Annotated in this window: 22 protein-coding genes; 9 read left to right on the top strand and 13 right to left on the bottom strand. The window is 42.5% G+C overall.

The window, feature by feature from the left end:
- Positions 1 to 139: 139 nt before the first annotated feature.
- Together ACQY3F_RS14530 and ACQY3F_RS14525 are read left to right on the top strand one after the other, a co-directional pair.
- Positions 140 to 1,549, top strand: a complete 1,410-nt coding sequence (locus tag ACQY3F_RS14530; RefSeq protein WP_428355630.1) for an IS4/Tn5 family transposase DNA-binding protein — start codon at positions 140 to 142, stop codon at positions 1,547 to 1,549.
- A 35-nt stretch (positions 1,550 to 1,584) separates the two neighbouring features.
- Positions 1,585 to 2,304, top strand: coding sequence for an IS4 family transposase (locus ACQY3F_RS14525; protein WP_428355562.1), 720 nt, complete (start codon positions 1,585 to 1,587; stop codon positions 2,302 to 2,304).
- A gap of 250 nt (positions 2,305 to 2,554) precedes the next feature.
- Here the strand turns inward: ACQY3F_RS14525 and ACQY3F_RS14520 are convergent, their stop codons facing one another.
- Both ACQY3F_RS14520 and ACQY3F_RS14515 read right to left on the bottom strand, forming a co-directional pair.
- On the bottom strand, positions 2,555 to 2,914 hold the full coding sequence (locus ACQY3F_RS14520) for a hypothetical protein (RefSeq protein WP_428355629.1): 360 nt from the start codon (positions 2,912 to 2,914) through the stop codon (positions 2,555 to 2,557).
- Between the two features lie 354 nt (positions 2,915 to 3,268).
- Positions 3,269 to 3,694, bottom strand: a complete 426-nt coding sequence (locus ACQY3F_RS14515; protein ID WP_428355628.1) for an HIT domain-containing protein — start codon at positions 3,692 to 3,694, stop codon at positions 3,269 to 3,271.
- A 79-nt stretch (positions 3,695 to 3,773) separates the two neighbouring features.
- Between ACQY3F_RS14515 and ACQY3F_RS14510 the strand changes: the two genes are divergently transcribed.
- The 7 genes from ACQY3F_RS14510 to ACQY3F_RS14480 all read left to right on the top strand — a co-directional run bounded on the left by ACQY3F_RS14510 (position 3,774) and on the right by ACQY3F_RS14480 (position 10,409).
- Entirely contained in the window at positions 3,774 to 4,814 is a 1,041-nt protein-coding gene (locus ACQY3F_RS14510; protein WP_428355626.1) for a hypothetical protein, read from the top strand.
- Between the two features lie 848 nt (positions 4,815 to 5,662).
- Complete coding sequence (gene xrtH / locus ACQY3F_RS14505; protein WP_428355625.1) at positions 5,663 to 6,172, top strand: exosortase H; 510 nt, start codon at positions 5,663 to 5,665, stop codon at positions 6,170 to 6,172.
- Entirely contained in the window at positions 6,162 to 6,785 is a 624-nt protein-coding gene (locus ACQY3F_RS14500) for an exosortase H-associated membrane protein (protein WP_428355624.1), read from the top strand. Before xrtH ends, ACQY3F_RS14500 begins: the two co-directional genes overlap by 11 nt.
- 101 nt (positions 6,786 to 6,886) lie before the next feature.
- Positions 6,887 to 7,255, top strand: a complete 369-nt coding sequence (locus ACQY3F_RS14495; RefSeq protein WP_428355622.1) for a hypothetical protein — start codon at positions 6,887 to 6,889, stop codon at positions 7,253 to 7,255.
- 105 nt (positions 7,256 to 7,360) lie between these two features.
- Positions 7,361 to 8,413 (top strand): Druantia anti-phage system protein DruA, encoded by a 1,053-nt coding sequence (locus ACQY3F_RS14490; RefSeq protein WP_428353913.1) that lies wholly within the window; start codon positions 7,361 to 7,363, stop codon positions 8,411 to 8,413.
- Positions 8,392 to 9,141 (top strand): ISAs1 family transposase, encoded by a 750-nt coding sequence (locus ACQY3F_RS14485; protein ID WP_428353157.1) that lies wholly within the window; start codon positions 8,392 to 8,394, stop codon positions 9,139 to 9,141. The genes ACQY3F_RS14490 and ACQY3F_RS14485 overlap by 22 nt, the downstream gene beginning before the upstream one ends.
- A 38-nt stretch (positions 9,142 to 9,179) precedes the next feature.
- A complete protein-coding gene (locus ACQY3F_RS14480; protein ID WP_428355621.1) occupies positions 9,180 to 10,409 on the top strand; it encodes an alkaline phosphatase family protein in 1,230 nt (409 codons plus the stop codon).
- Positions 10,410 to 10,648: 239 nt separating this feature from the next.
- Here ACQY3F_RS14480 and ACQY3F_RS14475 read toward each other — a convergent pair whose 3' ends face one another.
- From ACQY3F_RS14475 to rsxC (ACQY3F_RS14425), 11 genes are all read right to left on the bottom strand, one after another.
- Positions 10,649 to 10,825: a hypothetical protein gene (locus ACQY3F_RS14475; RefSeq protein WP_428355619.1), complete on the bottom strand. Its 177-nt coding sequence runs from the start codon at positions 10,823 to 10,825 to the stop codon at positions 10,649 to 10,651.
- Positions 10,826 to 11,142: 317 nt separating this feature from the next.
- The gene (locus ACQY3F_RS14470) at positions 11,143 to 11,733 is read right to left on the bottom strand and encodes an electron transport complex protein RnfA (protein ID WP_428355618.1); all 591 of its coding nucleotides are present in this window, start codon (positions 11,731 to 11,733) and stop codon (positions 11,143 to 11,145) included.
- A gap of 27 nt (positions 11,734 to 11,760) precedes the next feature.
- Positions 11,761 to 12,228, bottom strand: a complete 468-nt coding sequence (locus ACQY3F_RS14465) for a GtrA family protein (RefSeq protein ID WP_428355617.1) — start codon at positions 12,226 to 12,228, stop codon at positions 11,761 to 11,763.
- A 7-nt stretch (positions 12,229 to 12,235) separates the two neighbouring features.
- Complete coding sequence (locus ACQY3F_RS14460; protein ID WP_428355616.1) at positions 12,236 to 13,702, bottom strand: ArnT family glycosyltransferase; 1,467 nt, start codon at positions 13,700 to 13,702, stop codon at positions 12,236 to 12,238.
- The gene (locus tag ACQY3F_RS14455; RefSeq protein WP_428355615.1) at positions 13,695 to 14,642 is read right to left on the bottom strand and encodes a glycosyltransferase family 2 protein; all 948 of its coding nucleotides are present in this window, start codon (positions 14,640 to 14,642) and stop codon (positions 13,695 to 13,697) included. The genes ACQY3F_RS14460 and ACQY3F_RS14455 overlap by 8 nt, the downstream gene beginning before the upstream one ends.
- Positions 14,639 to 15,472 carry a hypothetical protein gene (locus ACQY3F_RS14450; RefSeq protein WP_428355613.1) on the bottom strand — a complete coding sequence of 278 codons (834 nt, stop codon included), beginning with the start codon at positions 15,470 to 15,472 and terminating at the stop codon, positions 14,639 to 14,641. The genes ACQY3F_RS14455 and ACQY3F_RS14450 overlap by 4 nt, the downstream gene beginning before the upstream one ends.
- 137 nt (positions 15,473 to 15,609) lie before the next feature.
- Positions 15,610 to 16,293, bottom strand: a complete 684-nt coding sequence (rsxE, locus tag ACQY3F_RS14445; protein WP_428355612.1) for an electron transport complex subunit RsxE — start codon at positions 16,291 to 16,293, stop codon at positions 15,610 to 15,612.
- A 235-nt stretch (positions 16,294 to 16,528) separates the two neighbouring features.
- Positions 16,529 to 17,209, bottom strand: coding sequence for an FMN-binding protein (locus ACQY3F_RS14440; RefSeq protein WP_428355611.1), 681 nt, complete (start codon positions 17,207 to 17,209; stop codon positions 16,529 to 16,531).
- A complete protein-coding gene (locus ACQY3F_RS14435) occupies positions 17,206 to 18,264 on the bottom strand; it encodes an RnfABCDGE type electron transport complex subunit D (RefSeq protein ID WP_428355609.1) in 1,059 nt (352 codons plus the stop codon). Before ACQY3F_RS14435 ends, ACQY3F_RS14440 begins: the two co-directional genes overlap by 4 nt.
- Positions 18,257 to 19,603 carry an electron transport complex subunit RsxC gene (gene rsxC, locus ACQY3F_RS14430; RefSeq protein WP_428355608.1) on the bottom strand — a complete coding sequence of 449 codons (1,347 nt, stop codon included), beginning with the start codon at positions 19,601 to 19,603 and terminating at the stop codon, positions 18,257 to 18,259. Before rsxC (ACQY3F_RS14430) ends, ACQY3F_RS14435 begins: the two co-directional genes overlap by 8 nt.
- Positions 19,604 to 19,703: 100 nt before the next feature.
- On the bottom strand, positions 19,704 to 21,050 hold the full coding sequence (gene rsxC / locus ACQY3F_RS14425; RefSeq protein ID WP_428355607.1) for an electron transport complex subunit RsxC: 1,347 nt from the start codon (positions 21,048 to 21,050) through the stop codon (positions 19,704 to 19,706).
- Positions 21,051 to 21,349 lie beyond the last annotated feature (299 nt).

Raw genomic sequence — 21,349 nt, 5'->3', positions numbered from 1 at the left:
CTCGCAATAAATAACCCACCCACCTTGCTGGTTTTTTTGTCCGTCTTCTGCGTTGTAGGAATAGTTACGTAGCTAGCTCTGCCTATTACCCATAAATTACAGCTGGACAATCAAGAATAATTATTGCATGCTATAGGGCATGAATAAACAAAACCAAATCAAACGAACACTCTCCTTATCAAGCAACATAGAATACATCAAACAATTACTGGAAGGCAAGGGGGTTGCACATAGAAGCGATTTAGCCAAACAAGTCTGTACACACTTTGAATTTCACGATGCACGTGGGGAAATGCAAACCAGTGGCTGCCTGAAAGCACTCCGTGATCTAGAATCATCGGGGCATTTTGAGCTACCCAGGGTGCAACACAAAACGGGCACAAAATCACCCCGCCGTTTAACGGACTCCGTACCACATCCTGTTGATGTACCCGATGAAGTCAGGCACATTGCAGCGCTTGAATTGGTACTAGTACAAGAGGCAGATCAGATGCGAACCTGGAATGAACTGATGCTTACAGAACACTACCTGAAAGCAGCAATATTGGTGGGCAGGCAAATGCGCTACCTGATTCGTTCCGAGCATGGCTGGTTAGGAGGGATTGGGTATGCCGCGCCGGCTTTGCAATTATCCGCCCGCGATCAATGGATAGGGTGGAATCAAGAAGAACGTCAAGCGCAGCTCCATATGATCGTAGGGATGAATCGTTTTTTGATCCGTCCCAGTGTCAACTGCAAAAACCTGGCATCGAAAGTACTAGGCATGAGCATGGCAACGATAGCAAAAGATTTTAACCGGCAGTATGGATACTCACCCTTGCTCATTGAAAGCTTTGTTGATACCGAGCACTATTCGGGCACCTGCTATAAGGCTTCAAACTGGTTGGCGATCGGAAAAACCAAAGGGCGGGGACGCCAGGACCGGTATAATGACTCGACATTAAGTCAAAAAACGATTTATATGTACCCACTCGACACCTCTTTCAGGAAACAATTGGGATTATCAGCCAATGCAGGTCTGGGCGCACTGACTATCAGTGAAGGACTGGATGCTGAGCAATGGGCCGAACATGAATTTGGCGGTGCGCCACTGGGCGATAAACGATTAAGTAAAAGGCTCGTCAACGTCGCTGATGCTAAAGCCCAGAATCCTGGCAGTGCCTTCTCAGGGACAGTTGAAGGTGACTGGCCCGCCACCAAGGCCTACTATCGCATGATTGACCAGCCAGAAGGCTCAGCCGTTAATCTGGAAAATATCTTGCAACCTCACCGCGAACGGACAGCGCGACGAATGATGGGGCAAAAAACGGTTCTATGTCTGCAAGATGGCAGTGAACTCAACTACACAAACCTGGATAAATGCAGTGGTTTAGGGGAGTTGAAAGCCAACCAGACCGGTGCAAAAACCAAAGGACTGAATTTACACTCAAGCTTCGCCATTGCGCCCAATGGCTTGCCATTGGGCGTCCTAAAAGCACAGTGTATTGCTCCGCACCCCCGATTGCCCGATGACAAACGTAAACCATCAAAAATACCTTTGTCTGGATAGAGCACCACCGTGACCTGGTTGAATTAGCGGCAACCATGCCGCAAACACAACTGATTAATGTCTGTGACCGGGAAGCTGATTTTTTTGAATTGTTTGATGAACAAAGAAAAAATCCCTGTGTTGAACTGCTTATTCGTGCTCAGCACGACCGTAATATTAATGAATCCCCCTTCAAGCTGTTCGCAGCCATTCGTGAAACCAGAGTACAAAGTCGAGTTAGCGTCAATGTTCCCCAGCAAAGTGCCCGGCCTAAAAAAAGCAAGCAAAAAGCCAAAGCAGCAAGACCAGGAAGGCGGGCAGAACTGGCATTGCGTCACTTAGCCATACAACTCCCTGCTCCCAGCTATTATCATGACAAAGAGCCGGTTGAAATACAGCTTATCCATGCGCTAGAAGAAAACCCGCCTCAAGGCACAAAGGCCGTCGAGTGGTTTTTACTGACAACGATTAAAATTGAATCCGCAAAGGACATTGAAAAGTGTTTGCGTTGGTATACGTTGCGCTGGCGAATTGAAGACTGGCATCGTGTGCTAAAATCAGGCTGTAAAATTGACGATCTTGCTCATGAAACGGCTGAGCGGTTGCGTCGGGCGATTGGTATCAATCTGGTTATCGCCTGGCGGATCATGCTCATGACGCTTCTGGGTAGAGAAACGCCTGAGCTTCCTGCTGAAATATTATTTTCTGATGTTGAATTGCGTACCCTGCACGCCTACGCAAAAAAAAAGATTAAACCCCCCTTTGTTACTAGGTGAAGCTGTACAATTGGTAGCAAGAATTGGAGGACATCTGGGGCGGAAAAAAGATCCCCCGCCCGGTCATCAAATCATGTGGCGAGGGTACGCAGCTTTGCAGCTTTTGTGTGCCGGGTTCTTGCTGCTGGAAGGCGGGTGATATTGTGTGTCATGATTTATGGGTAATAGGCAGAGCTAGCTATGCGCCTATTTCTACGCCTTGAAGACAAACAAAAATCCTACGCAATATGGGTGGGTTATTTATTGCGCGTTACCTAACGATAGGTAGAAAGGTGCTTGTGCCTGCTATTTTTACACTCTGCCCATAAGGGTAAAGTGCTTCGCAAACGGTTACCGGAAAGTTAATCGGATCAGGGTTTCTGCGCGTCGACATGGCAATGCTATGGTCTCCCGATGCGCTAGTGTAAATTAATTGCGGGCAGTGACTATTTAATCCTTTGAGAATGACTCTGGCAAGTGGCACTGTCTCGGCTTGATTGTCGTTCGTTTGCGTATATAGCACATAAGCCGCTTCGACATAGCCTGTGGGCGTTTCGGCAATAAGCGCTTGTGGTGTAACCTGACAAGCAGTCAAGATAATGCAAGCTGTGATAATGTATAAATTGCGCATACAAGCCTCAGGGGGTTATTAGGAGTCTATTTATATTATGCTGTTTTGTCTAAGGAATATGCACGAAAAAAATTCTTCAACCTGGAAGCGGGATCTTTAGTCCCGGATAGAAATAGCGGGACTAAAGATCCCGCTTCTATTACTTGTTGTAGATTTTATTTCGTGCACATTCTTAACTTGTTTAGGCACCTGGAAATAAATAATCGTCCAATATTTGGGCAGGATTTTTGTTTGTCATTGGTGCTGTAGCAATAGGCGCACAGCTAGCTACTTAACTATTGCTACAGTGCTGATGACGGACAAAAAGACCAGCAAGGGTGGATGATGTGTGTTTCCAGGTGCCTTAGTATTGAGCTACCACTCTTTAGTTACTGAACTTTTGATTAACTCTTGCAGCGGATCCAGGGTAACCTCCAGTTCTTCGGCAGTATAGGCTAGTGCATCAAACTTCCCCCAGATAGGTGCGGGCCAGGCACTGTCGGTTTGATAACGAACAACATGATGGATATGCAATTGCGGCACCATATTGCCCAATGCAGCGATATTCATTTTATCTGCCTGGAATAATGTCCCCAGTTGCTCAGCAATATAGCTGGATTCACGAATTAGCTGTTGTTGGTCATCAGGGCTAAGCTGATATATCTCGGTAATATTTTCCCGCTCGGGTACCAGTATCAGCCAGGGAAACTGACGATCGTTCATCAGTAAAACCCGGCATAGCTTCAGTTTGCCTAGTTCGATACAGTCTTTTTCTAGATTAGGGTGTAGGGTAAAGGACATAAAAGCAGAGTGGGGCTTGAGTTTTATAGTAAAAACAGTGTAACGTTAGCAACAAATAATAACAATAATAAACGTCCTTATGACCACTCTTACTGCCAGTCCTACCCACGGGAATGCACCACTTGCTGTTTCCTATAAGATGTTGCTGAGCCTGTATGCCATTATTCCTATCTGTGTGATTTTACAATTGGCAGATAGCTATGCTTTCGATGGCGAATTTTTGCATTATCTACCCAGTAGCCCAAGTCACTTTATAATTTTTCAGTTGTTATTTGGTACGCCGCATATCCTTGCCAGTGGGATTTTAATAACCAGCAATAAAGATTACTTCAGTTATTATCAGAAAAAAATTCTGCTGATGACTCTGGCGCTTATGATATTTTTTACCTTAGCCAGTCAGTTAGTTTCTTATCTTGTGCTTTATATTTTAGTCTCTTCGTGGACCGTTTATCATGTATTAAAGCAGCAGCATGGTGTAGGGCGCGGCATTTATCAATTACCGACCTGGGCGTTTTATTTATTATTATGGTTAAGTATAGCCGCGGGGATTAGTGTTTATATGGGGATTTTTCTTAAAAATACCTTAACCGTTCAACAAGCCGAATGGGTTAAGCAGGCTGCTGGTGGTCTGGTTATCTCTCTGTTATTAAGTACATTCTGGTGCCAACAATACGTCAAGACTCGCTTTGGTTCGTTGTTTATGTGGTCGAACTCCTTTTTGATTATTAGCAGTTTTTATTTTTATATACAGGAGTATTACTTCCTGGCAATTTTAATCCCGCGCCTGGTGCATGATGCGACGGCTTATATTTTTTATGTGACACATGACTTCAATAAACATGCCGGGCACCCACAGAATTTTTTATATCGTTGGGCGGAGAAAATTAAGCTTAATGTGTTTATTGTATTGCCGTTGCTTTCTTTCGCTCTGACCTTTCTTTTACAAGAATATGGAGATCAGTGGGCTGATGCTCTGACGCAATTTTTTATGGATATGCAGTTCAGGCAGGTTGTCAGCGTGGGGTTGATTGGCTATTTTTCTTTGATGCATTATTACACAGAGGCGTTTACCTGGAAGTATGGTTCGCCTTACCGGAAGTATATACGTTTTAAGCCGTGAAAATTAACCCATCTTCGCCTCTTATACTGTCAACTCCAAATTATTTCAATGAGTTAAGTTTATTGATCGGTCCCAGTCCTCACCGATATTAAGTAAGGTGCGCTGCTTGACCTGACTGCTTATGCGGACTGGTTCGACAATGCGATACGTATAATAAGCGCTACCGTCTTCCAGTTATTTTGTTTTGGTTCGTCGAATATACATACTGTTAGCCTCGGCGAAAAACCAGGAAAATGCAATGGGGTGATGCAGCTAAAAGGGCACTCTATGAAGCTAGCCGAGACGTCCACTTAAGTGGACGTCCGCTATGACAGGTTAAGGTTACCTCCTTAGGCTCTATCTGGGAAACATGAAATCATTCAACATATGAAATGCCACATGAAAAAACGGTCTGCTGAGTGATAAATGTCAGAAAGAAGGTTTTCGTGTGGAAAGTGGGTAGTTAGAATAGATATATACTTCGTGCGGTCACGGATGCGGAAAATATAGTGAGCTATTTTTTGTTTATAGCAAGGCGTTGAAACTGGCACATAGCTGGCTACGTATCGGTTTCAGCAATGTAGCTATAAGCAAAAACTCAGCCGCTAGAAATCCGCAGTCGTGACCGTGCGAAGTATAGTTAGAGCTTTACAATGTTATGATAGGATAATGTGTTGTAGCTAAAGCCTTACACTAAAATGCATGGTTTTGAACTAGTGATATGGGGCAGTAATAAAGCAGGTGGTTATGATCTGAAAATTAAAATTTACGCTCCATGTGTGAATTTGGGTATTGGAAAATTAGAGTATCAAACCCAAGTTTGATACTCTAATCCAATGATTGTCTCTTAAAAAAATAAAATTACTTTAATGTTTAAATTCTTTTTTTATTTTATCGGCATACAGCTTGCTTTGTTTTCGATAGAACAAACGAACTATGTGTATAACACTATCATTATTCCATTTACTGGAATGATAGCTTATATTAGTGGCTGGGTGATTAAGTTATTTGATGAAAATGTCATTTCACAGGGCGTTATATTACAGCAAGTTAATAATGGATATTCAGTTTCGATACAATCAGGCTGCAATGGAGTTGAAGCAGTATTGGTTCTTTTCTCGGCCATAATAGCTTTTCCATCACCTTGGAAGTATAAGTTCATGGGAATTATCAGCGGCTTTTTTGCGGTGGAAGTGATTAATATCATACGCATTATTTCCTTATTTTATTTAGTCCAATGGAACTCGCTTCTTTTTGAATGGGCACATTTATATGTCTGGCAGGCACTTATTATGCTAGATGTATTAATTATCTTCTTATTGTGGCTACGATTTTTACCTGTCCAGCCAGAAACAGGGGCCGAAAGCCTTGCAAGTTAATCCCCTTTTTTTATTTATATGCAAAGTTTTCCTATTTTTACCGCTCTGTTATTGGAGTTGGTATTACTTGGCTGAGCAGGGCACTTTTCTTACGGTGTTTTTTACTAAACCCTTGCTTCAAACTATATATCCGGAGCTTATTGCTGATGTTCAGCAAAGTGGTCATTTAATCGAAGTCGTGGCAAATGTCATCGTACCAATGCAGAATGTACCGCAAGGCACGTATGCCGAACTACCGGTACTAGTTAAACCCTTGAAATATAGCTATAGCTTGCCGCTAACTCTTGCATTGATTCTGGCTTCCCCTATAAAGCCAGCGAAGACCTTAAGCTGTATCATTATAAGTATTCTGATATTTATAATGATTCAAATCTGGGGGGTCAGTTTTGAGTCATTAAAAACCCTGTATTTTCAAGCGCCTCCTGAAGTGCTTCTCAGGTATAGTCCTAGCGTCTTAGAGACAAATGTAATAGCACTATGCTACCAGCTAGGATACTTAATGTTCCCCTCCGTTACACCAATCATCATCTGGGTTCTATTTTATCAGGAATATATTCTCCAGCTGACTTCTATTATTGGCAATAAAAGAATTGGTAAAAAAAGAAAAAAATAATTGTTTAAGATAGTGGAGTGGAAAAGGTTATTGTATTTATGTTACTCTGATTTTGAAGAAACATTACTGGTATGGCAATCACAACATTTTAGGAGGTAGTGATGGATGCTAAAAACCCGATGAAGAAGAATATAAAAAAGATCGTTTATGTTATGTTTGAAAACAGGTCTTTTGATACTATGCTGGGGTGGCTTTACGATGGAGCAAGTAACCCAAAGGTCAATAATATTCCCCCCGATCCAGAGGTTACTTTTCAAGGCTTGACTGCCGAACTACAGAAAACCTTTGCCCAGCCGATTAAATATAAAATCGAATCCTGGGAGAATGGTACTAAAGATATCGTACGCGGAGTTCAGGGGAATCATTTTCCATGCTTCACTCCGCTTGTTGATCCTGAGGAAACCTTTTGCAATATCAACTATCAGATTTATAAAAATAAGCAAGGGACGGGCGATCCCACCCACGGCTAATTTGTTCTAGCTATAAAGGGTAAGCATGGTAATGAGTTACACCCCAAGATGGACAAACCCATGAAAAGCATGTATAGTTTCTATCCAGTTTCTTGAGATAAAACGATGCAACTCAACCAAATATCAGTCAGGCCCATTTTAAAGCAAGAAGAACCAAAATATCAGGATTTGATGGAGGCCCAGCATTACTTAGGTGCTATTCCAAAAATTGGTGAAACCCTTTGGTATGTGGCCTATTCTGAAACAGAATGGATTGCACTGATCAGCTTTTCGGCCGCCGCATTAAAGTGTGCGGCTCGTGATAGCTGGATAGGATGGAGTTATCGCCACCAAACGGGCCGCTTAAAACTGATTGCCAACAACAGCCGTTTTTTGATATTACCGACGAGGCATGATAAAAACCTAGGATCACGCCTCCTTTCACTGTGCCTTAAACGCTTATCCAATGATTGGGTTGAAAAGTATGGACACCCTATTTTGTTGGTCGAGACCTTTGTCGATCCAAAGCGATTTCATGGAGGTGTTTATCGAGCCAGTAACTGGCAGGCTATTGGTTACACGAAAGGGTTTCGCAGGGTAACAGACGGTTACTCTGCTCAAACAGAGCACAAAAAGCTGATTTTCGTTAAGCCACTTCATCGTCGAGCACAATCTGTTTTATCTCACACTATATTAAGTCATCATTTTTTATTAGGTGAGGTAAAAATGAAAATAACGCGTCATCAAATGCGTTCATTACCGGATTTCTTCAAGGAAATTAATGATCCCCGTAGAGCCCAAGGGCGACGCCATAGAATACAGACTGTTCTGGGAATAGCCGCTGGAGCTGTGTTATGCGGCATGAGGAGCTATGAATCTATTTTTGACTGGGCTGAAAGCTTATCTCAAAAGTCCAGAGCGCATTTTCGTTGCCGTTATGATAAAGGCCGTTATGTGATTCCAAGCCTAAGCATTTTTAGAAATATCTTAGTAAGAGTAGACCCGAATGAACTTGACGCAGCCTTTAATGCCTGGAACAAAGCCTATGCCCAGGATGACAACTCACTCGCAATAGATGGCAAAGTCATGTGTAATGCGATTGATGAATCAGGGCGCCAAACACAAATAATGAGTGCTGTTGGGCATACCACAGGAATTTGCTACGCCCAAAAAAAGTAGGTACTTTGCCTGTTGGAGATGGGTCGGATGAAGTTAAGCAAACCAATGAAATAACATTTGCTCCGAAATTATTAGATACACTACCGATTGAAAATAAAGATATCACCAGCGATGCTTTGCACACCCAGACTGAATTCGCGCGTTATTTAGTAGAACAACGAAAAGCGCATTATTATTTTAGTGTCAAAGGAAACCAGCCGACACTGCTTGATGATATTACCACCTACTTTTCAAATGATAGCCGTTTGGCAGATTATGAAGACAAAGTGTCTGTCGGGCACGGACGAATTGAGATTCGTAGAATCTGGGTCACATCGGAATTAAGTGAGTATGTATTATTCCCTCATGTTGCCCAGGTTTATCGCATAGAACGAGAAATAACGGACAAGAAAAGTGGGAAAACATCACTTGCGACCGCTTACGGTGTGACCAGCAGAACAAAAAAAGACGCAGATCCGAAAACCATCTTATATAAAGTTCGAGGTCACTGGTCTATTGAAGTCAGTCATTATATTATTGACTGGGTTTTTGATGAAGATCGCTCAACAATTCGTACCGGTTATGGCCCTGAGAACATGACCCGTCTTAGGCGCTTTGCTATCGGATTAATAAAATCAAAAGTTGAGAAAGGGATTTCAAAGAAAATGAGGCAACTCAATAAGAATACCAGAGCTGTTTTAGACTATTTGAAAATTACAAAAAATACCAGGAGGCCTTGTGCCGCATAAGGTTTAGAATATGAACAAATTAACCCTGCGATCCCACCATGCTTGGTTTTTTACAAAACTATTACAATCATCATGGTGGCGATATAGGTGTTGAGCTGGAAATTCTAGACACCTACGATTACGATCAGTTACCCATCTTAAATACGCTGGCTAAATCTTACGGTGTGTCGGATGAGTGGTTTAGTTCTATTCCTTCACAAACATCGATTAATCGTGCTTTTTCTATTTGTGGCAATTCAGTCGGTAATATGCCAACCAGCATGCAAGGTATTAGCGAAGAAATGGCCATGGTGAATAACCATTATATGAATGATGAGTATTTACCCGCGACCTTTACCGGGAAAACTATATGGGAGGTATTGTCGGAGAGCCCAGATTATCATCCCGCTGACTGGAAGTTTTATTATTCCAGCAAGTACCTGGACGGGCTTTTTGGTACTTACGAATACAGTTATTCCTATTATTTGTTTAAGGGCTTTCAAGACCTTCTTAAGAAACCGGGAATGGCTGATAAGTATCAGCCTATAGAACAGTTTTACCTTGATGCGCAAGCAGGCACACTACCTCGATTTAGCTATTTGGAGCCAAAGTACACTAATGATTTGATTGGCTCCGTAGGTATGCACGGTAATGACTATCATCCCCCGGGAAATGTAGCATGGGGAGAAAAGTTTTTGGCATCCCTTTACGCAGCAGTGAAAGGATCACCAGACTGGGAAGATATTTTGTTTGTGGTTGCCTGGGATGAGCATGGGGGTACTTTTGATCATATTATTCCACCAAACAAGGCTGTAGATCCCAGCCCTTCGGTTCCCCACGAAGATCACTTTGATTTTAAACGTTTTGGCGTTCGAGTACCCATGCTATTCATCTCACCCTGGGTTAAGGAAAATACCGTTATTCGCAGTTCAAGCGCAAATACTCCTTTCGACCATACCTCATGGTTAGCTACTTTGTTGGATTGGTTTGATTTAAAACCTCAGTTATTGGGCGCACGTACCAAAGTTGCACCGAAATTTGATGCAGTGATATCCGATTGTAAACGACCCGCTACTGATCTGCCCCCAGTGTGGGACTGCCAAAGTAATAGTCAACTCGCTGACATTGAACTCAGTGTGCGCAAAGCAGCAGAAGTAGCACGTGTCATGAGTGCTCATGATCCTTCCAGCGATCCTTTAGCTTTACTCAAGGATTCTCTGCAGGGGGCAAAAACTGAAAAGGAACTTGCGAGTTTTTATGGGCAGTGGATGAAGCAACTAAATACATGATCTTAGAAAAATCAGTTGAGCGCGAATTTATAGTGCAAGAGTTTGTGCTATAAATCGTGAGCAACTAATTTTTCTAGGTGCCTGTCTATGATTGCTGATCAGGGTGGGAGGTTTCTGCTTTCATTACTGACTAATACTCAGTAATGAAAGCAGAATAAATAGGCGGATAAATATAGGTATTGTTACCCGCTTTATTTAGCTAAATAAAATACGCGGATTCAAGCCAACGTATATAAAGTTTATTTCTCACACACGCCACCTTTACAGCCACAGTTTTTGCCGCAACCTAAGCCTTCTTCTTTCATGGCTCCAAATTCAGGGTGTTTCGCGGCATAGTTTCTAGCCGCTTGCTGGATATAGACCCAGGCGATCATCAGCCCGAATATAACTGCCATTGCGATAATAAAATTTAGCATTTGATTCTCCGTAATTTTTGTCAGCTACCTACTTAACAGGAAATATTAATATGAGTTGTTGTAAGTAAGCTATTGGGTATTAGCGGACTGAGGTCCGCTCTACAGTTTGTTTTATTGTATATTTCCAGCCAGGCACCAGAGAAGCAGGTATTTGATAAAAAACACCCTGATGGAACAAGCGTTTTTTGTAGGATGGGCAAAGGAGGTACGACGTACCCATCATGTTTTCGTTGATGGGCACGGATGAAGCCCTTTGCCCATCCTACCGTGTTTATTTTGCTGAACTACTCAGCATGTCTGAGTAGTTACGTTTTATTTTATGCCGTCGCTCCGCCCAGGCCAGCAAAACCCATAAAAGTCAGGGATAAAATTCCCGCCAACATCATGCTTAAGGCGGCTGCCTGGGTGATATTGGGTAAGTTAGATAATTCCAGTTTTTCGCGTAGTCCTGCCATTAAGATGATGGCCAGACCAAAACCTGCGCCGGCACCTAAGCTAAATGATACTGATTGTAAAAAATCATATTCACGTGAGGTTTGAAACAGAGCAACGCCTAATATTGCGCAGTTAGTGGTAATCAAAGGCAGGAAAATCCCCAGGGCTCTAAACAATGCCGGGCTAAATTTCTTTAATACCATTTCGACTAGTTGGACTGATGATGCAATCAGGGCGATATAGCTGATCAGACGTAGAAACTCTAGGTCAAATGCAGTTAACACCAGGTTAATTCCGTAGGCACAAGTCGAGCTGACGAACATCACAAAAGTGGTTGCCAGGCTCATATTAAAAGCGGTATCGCGTTTGGCTGATACGCCCACGAACGGACATAAGCCTAAAAACATGGCGAGTACAAAGTTGTTAATTAGAAATGCGCTGAGAAATATATAACTGAGAGATTCCGGGTTCATTGGTATTTCCTTATCCAAATTCAATCATTATGATTGTACAGGTTTTGCTCGTTTGATGGGCTTGAATGTGTAATAGCGGTTAACCAGAAAATTACATAAAAAAACGATGCCTGTTGCAATCACCTGTGCATACCAGTAAGCAATATTTTTAGGTTGCGGGATTTGCTTAGGATAGGGAAGACTTTTTAATAATGCAAACATTTCAGGAGTCGTTGCCAGCCAGAAGATCGCAGCATTTAGCCCGAACATCGTGCCGCTTACAAATAAGTATCGAATGAAAAAACGCCTATGTGGGCCGCTTACTTTAAAGGTCCAGTGAAATTGAATATGGTAATTGACCAGAAAGCCGCAAGCAGCACCGATCATGCTGGCATGTAAGGGTACAGCTAGTTGAAATTCCAGCAGGGCTATTAATACGCCAAAGTGTACTGCAGTTGCCAGACCTCCCGAAATTAAATAGCGGAATAGTGTGTAAAAGAAGTTATTGCGATTCATAGATTGCTTATTTTTCTTTTAATAAGGCGTATTTGCGATATTTTGTTATGAGTTCAAAGTTTTCTAACACGCTATCGGGTAACTTGGGGATATTCTTCTTTTTCACAATTAAATAGTCTTCAATTGAATTATTGGTTAATGCTGCTATTGATTGTACATTTATTGTTATGCGTTTTGCATGGCCCTGGGTGTGAAAGTCAATCGAAAATAAACGCCTCCCTGCATAAGAAAGCTGGCTATTATCAGCTTGTCGGGTATTTAAGAAGATTTCGACTAAGTGTTTCTGATTTTTTTCGAATTTTAATTTTTCGGGCATTGTCCATGCCAGGCCCATAAACACTAGGCCAACTACCGGAATAATAAAGCCTGCATACAGCCATTTGCTGTGCATGATAGCTTTAATATCAAATCTCAGGCACAGCATTTCAGTGACCATCATGGCAAAGGCAGGTAACCCGGGCAAGACATAGGTATACAGGATATTGCCTGATAAGCTAAAAAAAACCATGGGCGCAATGGCCCATAATAAAAGATAGCTATGCCAGTTACCCTGACAGGAATTTTTTAAAGTAATCGTCTTGTTTTTTCGCAACGGCCAGCTTACAGCACTGCCAATAAATATAAACGACCAGGGGAAGCTGGCGAATAGCCATAACAACCATATTTTGCCTCGTGGATGTTCATGAGCAACGCCATATAAATCACCATGCCAGCCCGCATCGACAAAGCGCTTAAAGTGTTCACCCACTAAAAAATAATTGATAAAACCCGGGCTATCAATTTCCGCAATGATATACCACGGGACAGCAATTAATAACATCAGTGCTGAGCCTTTAAACCAGGGAATCTGTTGCCAGGCAGCAAGCCATTGCTTTTCTAATATGACCCAGGCGATCAGCGGTAATAAAACCAGTACGCCAACGATAGGTCCTTTAACCAATAAACCCAAGCCCATACCCACAAAGAATAGATAGCTCCATTTTTTTGCTTGCTGTGCACTCGGGTTGTTTAAGGCATGCCAAAAGCTAATCATCGATAAACTGATACACAGACATAAAGCCATATCCGTCATGACTGCGCCACTGGCAATAAAGAATAATGCTGTGCTGATTAATACGACACTGCTAAAGGCTGCTTTTTCTGCGCCCAAGATTACTTTTGCGAAGCGATAGCTTAACCATAAGACGATGCTAGCTAATAGAAATACGGGTAAACGTGCAGCGAATTCAGAATAACCGAAAAGTTTAAATGAGATCGCTGTAAGCCAGAATGTCAGTGGTGGTTTGCCCCAGAAAGGCACATCATAGTCAAACGGCGGCATGATCCAGTTGCCAGTCTCAATAATTAACCGGGGGATTTCTGCGTAACGTGCTTCGGTAGGGTCGTGTAGAGGGTATTCAATAATACCTAATAGGCGCGTTAAAACTGCCAACAATAAAATGGCTAAGGATACGTGGCTGAAAGTCTTAATCATCTGACTTGGCTGAGTAGGTTTTTTTAATAAAATAGAGCGGCCTTTGTTTGGATTCTATAAACATATGCCCGATATATTCCCCTAAGATACCAATGGATAATAACTGTACCCCTGAGAAAAATAGAATAACCGTTATCAAAGTTGGGAAACCTTGTATTAGTTCACCAAAAATCAGGGTTTTGATAATAAAATACATCCCTAAGCCAAAGGCTCCCAGAGCGGTAATAAACCCCATATAAGTCGCTAAACGCAGAGGCTCTTGAGTAAAAGAAGAAATTCCTTCAATGGCAAATTTTGTGAGTTTTCTGTAATTCCAGCTCGTTTCACCCGCTAGGCGTGGGTCTCTGCTATATTCAATGGCCGTTTGGGAAAAGCCGATCCAGGCAAATAAACCTTTCATAAAGCGCTTACGTTCGCGTACCTGATTTAACGCATCTACTGCCTGGCGACTCATTAAGCGGAAATCACCGACATTTTCAGGGATTTCATGATCACTGATTTTGTTAATCAGTTTATAGAATAAGCGAGCAGTGGCTTTTTTAACAAAGCTTTCACCTTTGCGTTGAGTGCGCTTGGCATAGACCACATCAAAGCCGGAACGCCAAGTGCTTACCATCTCGGCAATAAGCTCGGGAGGGTCTTGCAAGTCAGCATCAATAATCACCACGGCATCGCCTTGTGCTTGATCCAGCCCGGCTGTCATGGCCGCTTCTTTACCGAAATTTCGACTTAAGTCGATGACTTTAATGCGCTTATCCTGTTGCATAAGATCGAGCAGGATAGTTAAGGTTTCATCTTTACTGCCATCATTAACATACAGTATTTCAACTTGCATATCGATTGCGTTAACGGCTGCTGATAGTCGCTGCTGGCATTCACTAATCACTTCCTGTTCATTATGAAAAGGAATGATGATGGATAATAGTTCAGAGTGTTTCATAATTCATGTTTTGCGACGACGATACGGCGTGGGTCCTGGTAAATGATATGCATCGGTATTTGTTGTTTTAACCAGTTCTGGTAAGTTTCTAGCGAAACAATAGCTAAAGCCTGGGATGATGCCAACCATGCGGGCATAAAATCAGCTTCACTCGCTATCCAGCCTTCTGGTTCACGGCCGATACCAAATTCCATATTGCCTTGATAGCCCACCGCGTTAATATTACGCTGTAAATAATAAGGCAATGAGTATTCGAACAGGTTTATGGCGTAAATTTTTAGATCTTCTTGCTCGCTAAAGAGGCGAATGGTATTTGCCATTTTTTTAGCAGAGCGTATTGTGCTATGACTTTGGTAACCCCAGGAGCCTAGTTGGAAAGCAAACATGGAGCATAAGGCGATAGCAGGAATTGCAATGGATTGTTTATTTCTATAGATAAAGGAAACTAAACTCGCCATCGCCAAACTGATGGAAGCTGCAATTAGCCAGGGCCTAAACTCCAGAAAAATAGAGATAGGTTTATGTGGTCGGGCAAACTCGACTATTTTCCAGGCAACAATTGCAACGGCGATCGCTAATATGCCGGTTATTATACTTGAACTCAGAGTCAGTTTATACTTAGCCATTTTTTCGCCTGCTAATAAAGCTAAAAATGGAAAAACAGGCAATATATAGGGTACTAATTTAGAGTGTGAGTAGGAAAAGAATAGCAAGATAAGTACGGCATAAACCCAGAATAATCGTGAAGCGTCAAATTTACCCGGATGAATGACCTTCCAGCCAGACACCAGAGAAGCAGGTATTTGATAAAAAACATCGTGATAGAACAAGCATTTTGTAGGATGGGCAAAGAAGGTACGACGTGCCCATCATGTTTTCGTTGATGGGCGCGGATGAAGTCCTTTGCTCATCCTACAGTGTTTATTTTGCTGCAACTACTCAGCATGTCTGAGTAGTTGCCTTGAACTTAACTAAAACTTTCTGAGGGTAAATTGCCATTTGCTTTAGCATCATCCTGCAAAATTAATTTGCCGGTTTTGCGTTGCTCTATATAATTAATCAGTAATAACCAGCAACCTAGGACTATAAAGCCGCCTGGCGGTAAAATCATCACCACCCAAGGCTCAAACTGAGTGCTAAAGACCTGAAAGCCCAATAATTGCCCGGCACCTAATAATTCTCTTACGCCACCCAGCATTACCAGTGCCAGAGTAAATCCCAGTCCCATACCCAAGGCGCTAACGACAGATTTAGTAAATGAGTTTTTGGAGGCATAGGCTTCGGCACGCCCCAAAATCAGACAATTGACCACGATTAACTGAATAAATGCACCGAGCCTATTATATAAATCCAGACTAACTGCCTGAATAATATAATCAACCAGAGTCACAAATGTGGCAATAATTATAATATACGTAGTGATGCGCACTTGTTTGGGAATAAAATTGCGCAACGCTGATACCAATGCATTAGAACAAACCAGTACAAAAATACTGGCTATGCCCATAGCCAGCGAGTTCAATACGGAATTAGTTACCGCTAGTACCGGGCATAACCCAAGCATCATTACGAATACTGGGTTTTCTTTCCATATGCCCGCTGTAAATACATCGAGTGTTAAGGGGGTTTCTTTTTTGTTAGCTTGAGTCATATTTACCTCATTAAAATTTTGTTCCAATGCTTTGAGTCACTGCCATTAAGCTAAGGAATGTTTTAAATAACAAAATGCTACAACGTAGGCTGGGTTAGATTTTTTGCGTAGCAATAAAAACGTAACCCAGCATCTTAGAGGGAGCGTAAAATGCTGGGTTACGTTATCTGCGCTACGCTTGATAATCTAATCCAGCCTACCTGTGACATTGATTATAAAATAATAAATCATTAACTTATTGCTTTCCCTGTTTTAACATATCTAAATTCTGGGTGACCACCGGTAATACGGCCTGTGCGCTTTTATTCAACATCCGCCCAATCGCATTTGATGTAATGGTAGAGCCTGAAATGGCATCAATTTGCCAATCATGCTTTTTAGTGCCATGACGCACGGAGGTAATTGCGTTAGCTAAAGCTGATTGTGTCACATTCAGCTGCGCATCTAAACATTTAAAATTGGCTAAAAAATCTTCATCTGTGGTGATCTTGGTACCAAAGCCTGGTGTTTCAGTGCTTTTTAAGACATCAAAACCAATTATGCAGGCGCTATTCGGATTATAGCCATAGAGTATTTTAACAATATCCTGATAACCTTGTCCGGCGGCATTTATAGCAACACCCACTAATTGATTCTGTTTATCATAGCCTGCATAAACAAGATTGCCGATTGTTTTATCATCGGCTAGAACTAACTTATTTTGGTTTACAACAAAAGTTAAGCGACTTTTTGCTTTGGGGAGAACCTTAAAAATAGCGCGTTCTGTCGCCAGTCGCTGATTTTCGGCAATAATGGGTTTAGTAAATTCATACACTAGAACGACTAATAGCCCAGAGATCATTGCAACCGATGCCAGAGTAGTAATCAGCTTGGTACTTGAAGGAAATTCAGGAACCTGGTTTTCTGGCGTACTCATGATTTATCCTGCGTTTTCTTACGCGCCCCATAAATACGCGGCTGGGTATAAGTTTCAATAATAGGGGTGGCTGCATTGCCAAATAATATGGCGTACATCACGGCTTCAGTTAATCCGCCAAATAAACGAATAATAACCGTTAAAAATCCGACCAGGCAACCAAACACGAAAATGCCTAAAGGCGTAACAGGCGAGGCGACCATATCACTGGCCATAAACACGGCGGCAAACATTAGGCCACCGGAGAGTAGCATAAAGGTAGGAGAAGGGTATTTATCCGGATCAATTAAATAAAAGAGTTCGGCAGATATGGCAGTGCCAAAAAAGACGGCTGCCGGAATGCGCCAGTCGAGCATTTTTTTAAACACCAGATAAGCACCGCAGACTAAAATTAACAGCGTGGAGGTCTCACCAGTAGAGCCTGCAACATTACCCATAAATAAATCATATGAATCGGTGATAATGCCCTGAAATTTCATTAAAGCCAAAGGTGTAGCGCCGGTAAAGCCATCGATTGCAACCTGAACTGACCATTCTGCTGTAGGTAATGGTTTCATAAACGGCAAAGCGAGTGTCGATGGAATAAACTCGACAAAACGGTCCGTTGCCAAAGCAGGCGTCCAGGTAGTAATAGATACCGGGAAAGCCGCTTGTACAAAGGCACGCCCAACTAAGGCCGGGTTAAAGATATTAAACCCCAATCCGCCAAACAGAGTTTTACCCATCGCTATCGCAGTAAATCCGGCAACAGCTGCCATCCATAAGGGAAATCCGGGTGGTAAAGTCATGGCCAGTAATAAGCCAGTCACAGCCGCACTGGCATCTAATATGGTGGATTTTTTACCCGACATCTTGCAGAAAAAATGTTCGGTTGCCATGCATGAAAATGCTGTGACTAGTATTAATGCCAAGGCACTGATACCAAAGTGGTAAACGGAATAAATTACCAGAGGCAGCAAGGCATACACAACATTACGCATAATCTGCGCAACCGTCGGGGCCTTGCGAATGTACGGCGAAGTGCGTATATCAATTTTTAAGTCAGATTTAGCCATCTTGTCTGTGCCTTTCACGGTTTAATGTTTTTGCTATTCTAAAGTACTGAACGAGTGGAATATTAGAAGGGCAAACATAACTACAACAGCCGCATTCAAAACAGTCATTCAAGTGATACTGCTCTTCCATCACATCATACTGACGCTTAGCAGCCAATAAACCCAGTTCGGATGGGTTTAGATTAATAGGACAGGCCTGCAGGCATTGTGAGCATTTTATACATGGCAATATATCATCACGTTTCGTGGCTCGTTCATCAAGTACCAAAACTCCACCGGTGCCTTTGGTTATCGGCACATCCAGCGAGCGTATCGGAGTACCCATCATTGGTCCACCAAGAATCAGCCCGGCTTCATCACCCTTAAAACCAGCATGCTGCAGAATATAGCGTAAAGGCGTACCAATAGGTGCTAAATAATTCCCCGGGTTTTCTAAGCTATCACCGGTAATAGTGATAATGCGCTCAATCAGGCCATGCCCTTTAGGTAATAATGCACCGATTTTTGCCAATGTAGCGACATTGAAAATAGCTAAACCGGCTTCCGATGAGCGACTTCCTGATGGGATTTCGATACCCAATAAGGAATAGGCCAGCATTTTTTGTGCGCCCTGTGGATATTTAGTAGTAATGGCTTTAATGCTGATACTGTTATCGTCAGGCAAAAGCGGCTCAATCGCGTGTAACACGTCCATCTTATTGTCTTCTATGCCGATAATCGCCTTAGGCGCGTCCACACATTTCATGCTGATGCGAATGCCATGTAATAGGTCTTCTATTCTTTCTAACATCAGGCGATGGTCAGTGGTTAGAAAGGGTTCACACTCACAGCCATTCACCAAAACCGTGTGAATAGAGCAATCTTCTGGCGTCTGCATTTTTACATGAGTTGGAAAAGCAGCTCCTCCCAGGCCTACTACGCCAGTATTTTGTACCGCCTGAATAAGTTCCTCGCGGGACATCTGCTGGTAATCTTGATGTATTTCAGAGTCGATAATATGCTGCCCGGAGCTCAGCGAAGTAGTGATGATAATCGCTTCCTGTTTACCCCCCTGAGCTGTTTTAGCCAGACCAATTTCCTTAATTGTTCCAGTAACAGGTGCATGAATAGGTACCGACATAAAACCGTCAGCCTCAGCAATTAGCTCGCCGCGGTTAACCTGCTGGCCTTTGTACACCAGCGCTTTTGCAGGCTTGCCTACATGTTGTGCAAGAGGCACAATAATTTCAGGTGCGAAAGGCAGGCGACGAGTAGGCTTGGCATTGGTTTCGTCTTTAAACTCCTCAAGATGTATACCGCGAGGAAAGGTTTTTTTGCCAAATAGCTTTGATAAGATCATAAGTTCCCTTTATGCTTGGAAAATCAATATCTTGCACTATAATTTCGCGCTCAACTGATTTTTCTAGGTTTATTTATTGATTATTGTCACGTTTCCTGTACTAACTGTTTTGTAAGTGTCTCTCTCGATTTAAGGTTTTTGCTATTCTAAAATACTGAACTAGCGGGATATTGGAAGGGCAGACATAGCTACAACAACCGCATTCAAAGCAGTCATTCAGATGATATTGTTCTTCCATTACATCATATTGCCGCTTAGCGGCTAATAAGCCTAATTCTGACGGATTTAAATTAATTGGGCAAGCTTGTAAACATTGTGTACATTTAATACAGGGCAAAATATCATCGCGTTTCGTGGCGCGTTTATCTAATACCAGTAATGCCCCGGTACCTTTAGTAATGGGTACATCCAGCGTGCGTGCTGGCATACCCATCATCGGCCCGCCTAAAATAAGTTCTGCTTCAGCGCCGATAAATTCCGCATATTCCAGTAAAAAACGAACTGGGGTGCCAATCGGGGCCAGATAATTACCTGGTTTTTTCACGCCATCGCCAGTAATCGTAATAATGCGCTCGATTAAGCCTTGTTTAACGGGCAGTAAAGCGCCAAGTTCAGCCAGGGTTGCGACGTTAAAAATAGCCAACCCAACTTCAGATGGCAGACCGCCCGAAGGTATTTCTATATCTAATAAAGAATACGCCAGCATCTTTTCAGCGCCCTGTGGGTACTTGGTTTCAACTGCTTCGATACAAATAGTGCCATCATCGGGTAAATAAGGTTTGATAGCCTCTAATACATTTAACTTATTATCTTCTATACCAATAATAGCTTTCGGTGCATCGACTGTCTTCATAGCGATACGGATACCTAATAGCAGATTATCAATTTTTTCCAGCATAACCCGGTGGTCAGTAGTAAGAAATGGCTCACATTCGCAACCATTAACTAATACCGTATGAATCGACCGGTCGGGAGGAATGGCCATTTTTACATGGGTAGGAAAGGCTGCGCCACCCAGGCCTACAAGCCCGGTATTTTGTACTGCTTTAACCAGTTCTTCACGGGTCATTTGCAGATAATCATTACGCTCACCGGAATCCACAACCTGCTGGCCGGAACTTAACGAAGTAGTAATGATAATTGCCGGCTGTTTGCCTCCTTTTGCAGTAGACGCGATATCAATTTCTTTAACTGTACCACTAACCGGCGCATGGATAGGTACAGACATAAAGCCATCTGCTTCGGCAATAATTTCACCGCGAACAATATGCTGACCTCTAAAAACAATCGCTTTCGCGGGTCTGCCTATGCTTTGCGCCAAAGGCACGATTATTTCATCGGCAAATGGTAAGCGCCGAGTGATTTTAGCATTAGTCTCTTCCTTGTAGGCATCGGGATGAATGCCATGAGGAAATGACTTTTTGCCAAACAGGTTCAATAGATTCATAAGTTTTCTTGATTACCCACAACTCTCAGCTAGACTCCGTCATTCCAGCTACCATTTTAAAACGTAACCCAGCACTTTACGTATACGGGGCTTTGCTGGGTTACGTTTTTTTACTTCGTTAAAAAAATCTAACCCAGCCTACGGTGTCCCGTCTTAAGTGCGTAGCCGTCATTCCTGCATGCTTTTAGCAGGGATCTCGTAGGTTAAGCATAGATTCCCGATAAAAGACTTCGGGAATGACGAGTTTTTTAATATACTGTTTTTAATGTTTTATTCTCTTATGGCTGAGAGTTGTACGT

Origin of the sequence: Methyloprofundus sp., assembly GCF_965251085.1 — a bacterium.
In the GTDB taxonomy this organism is placed as follows: domain Bacteria; phylum Pseudomonadota; class Gammaproteobacteria; order Methylococcales; family Methylomonadaceae; genus Methyloprofundus.
Note: the sequence above shows the minus strand (reverse complement) of the source record. Positions and strands in the feature narration are given on the sequence as shown.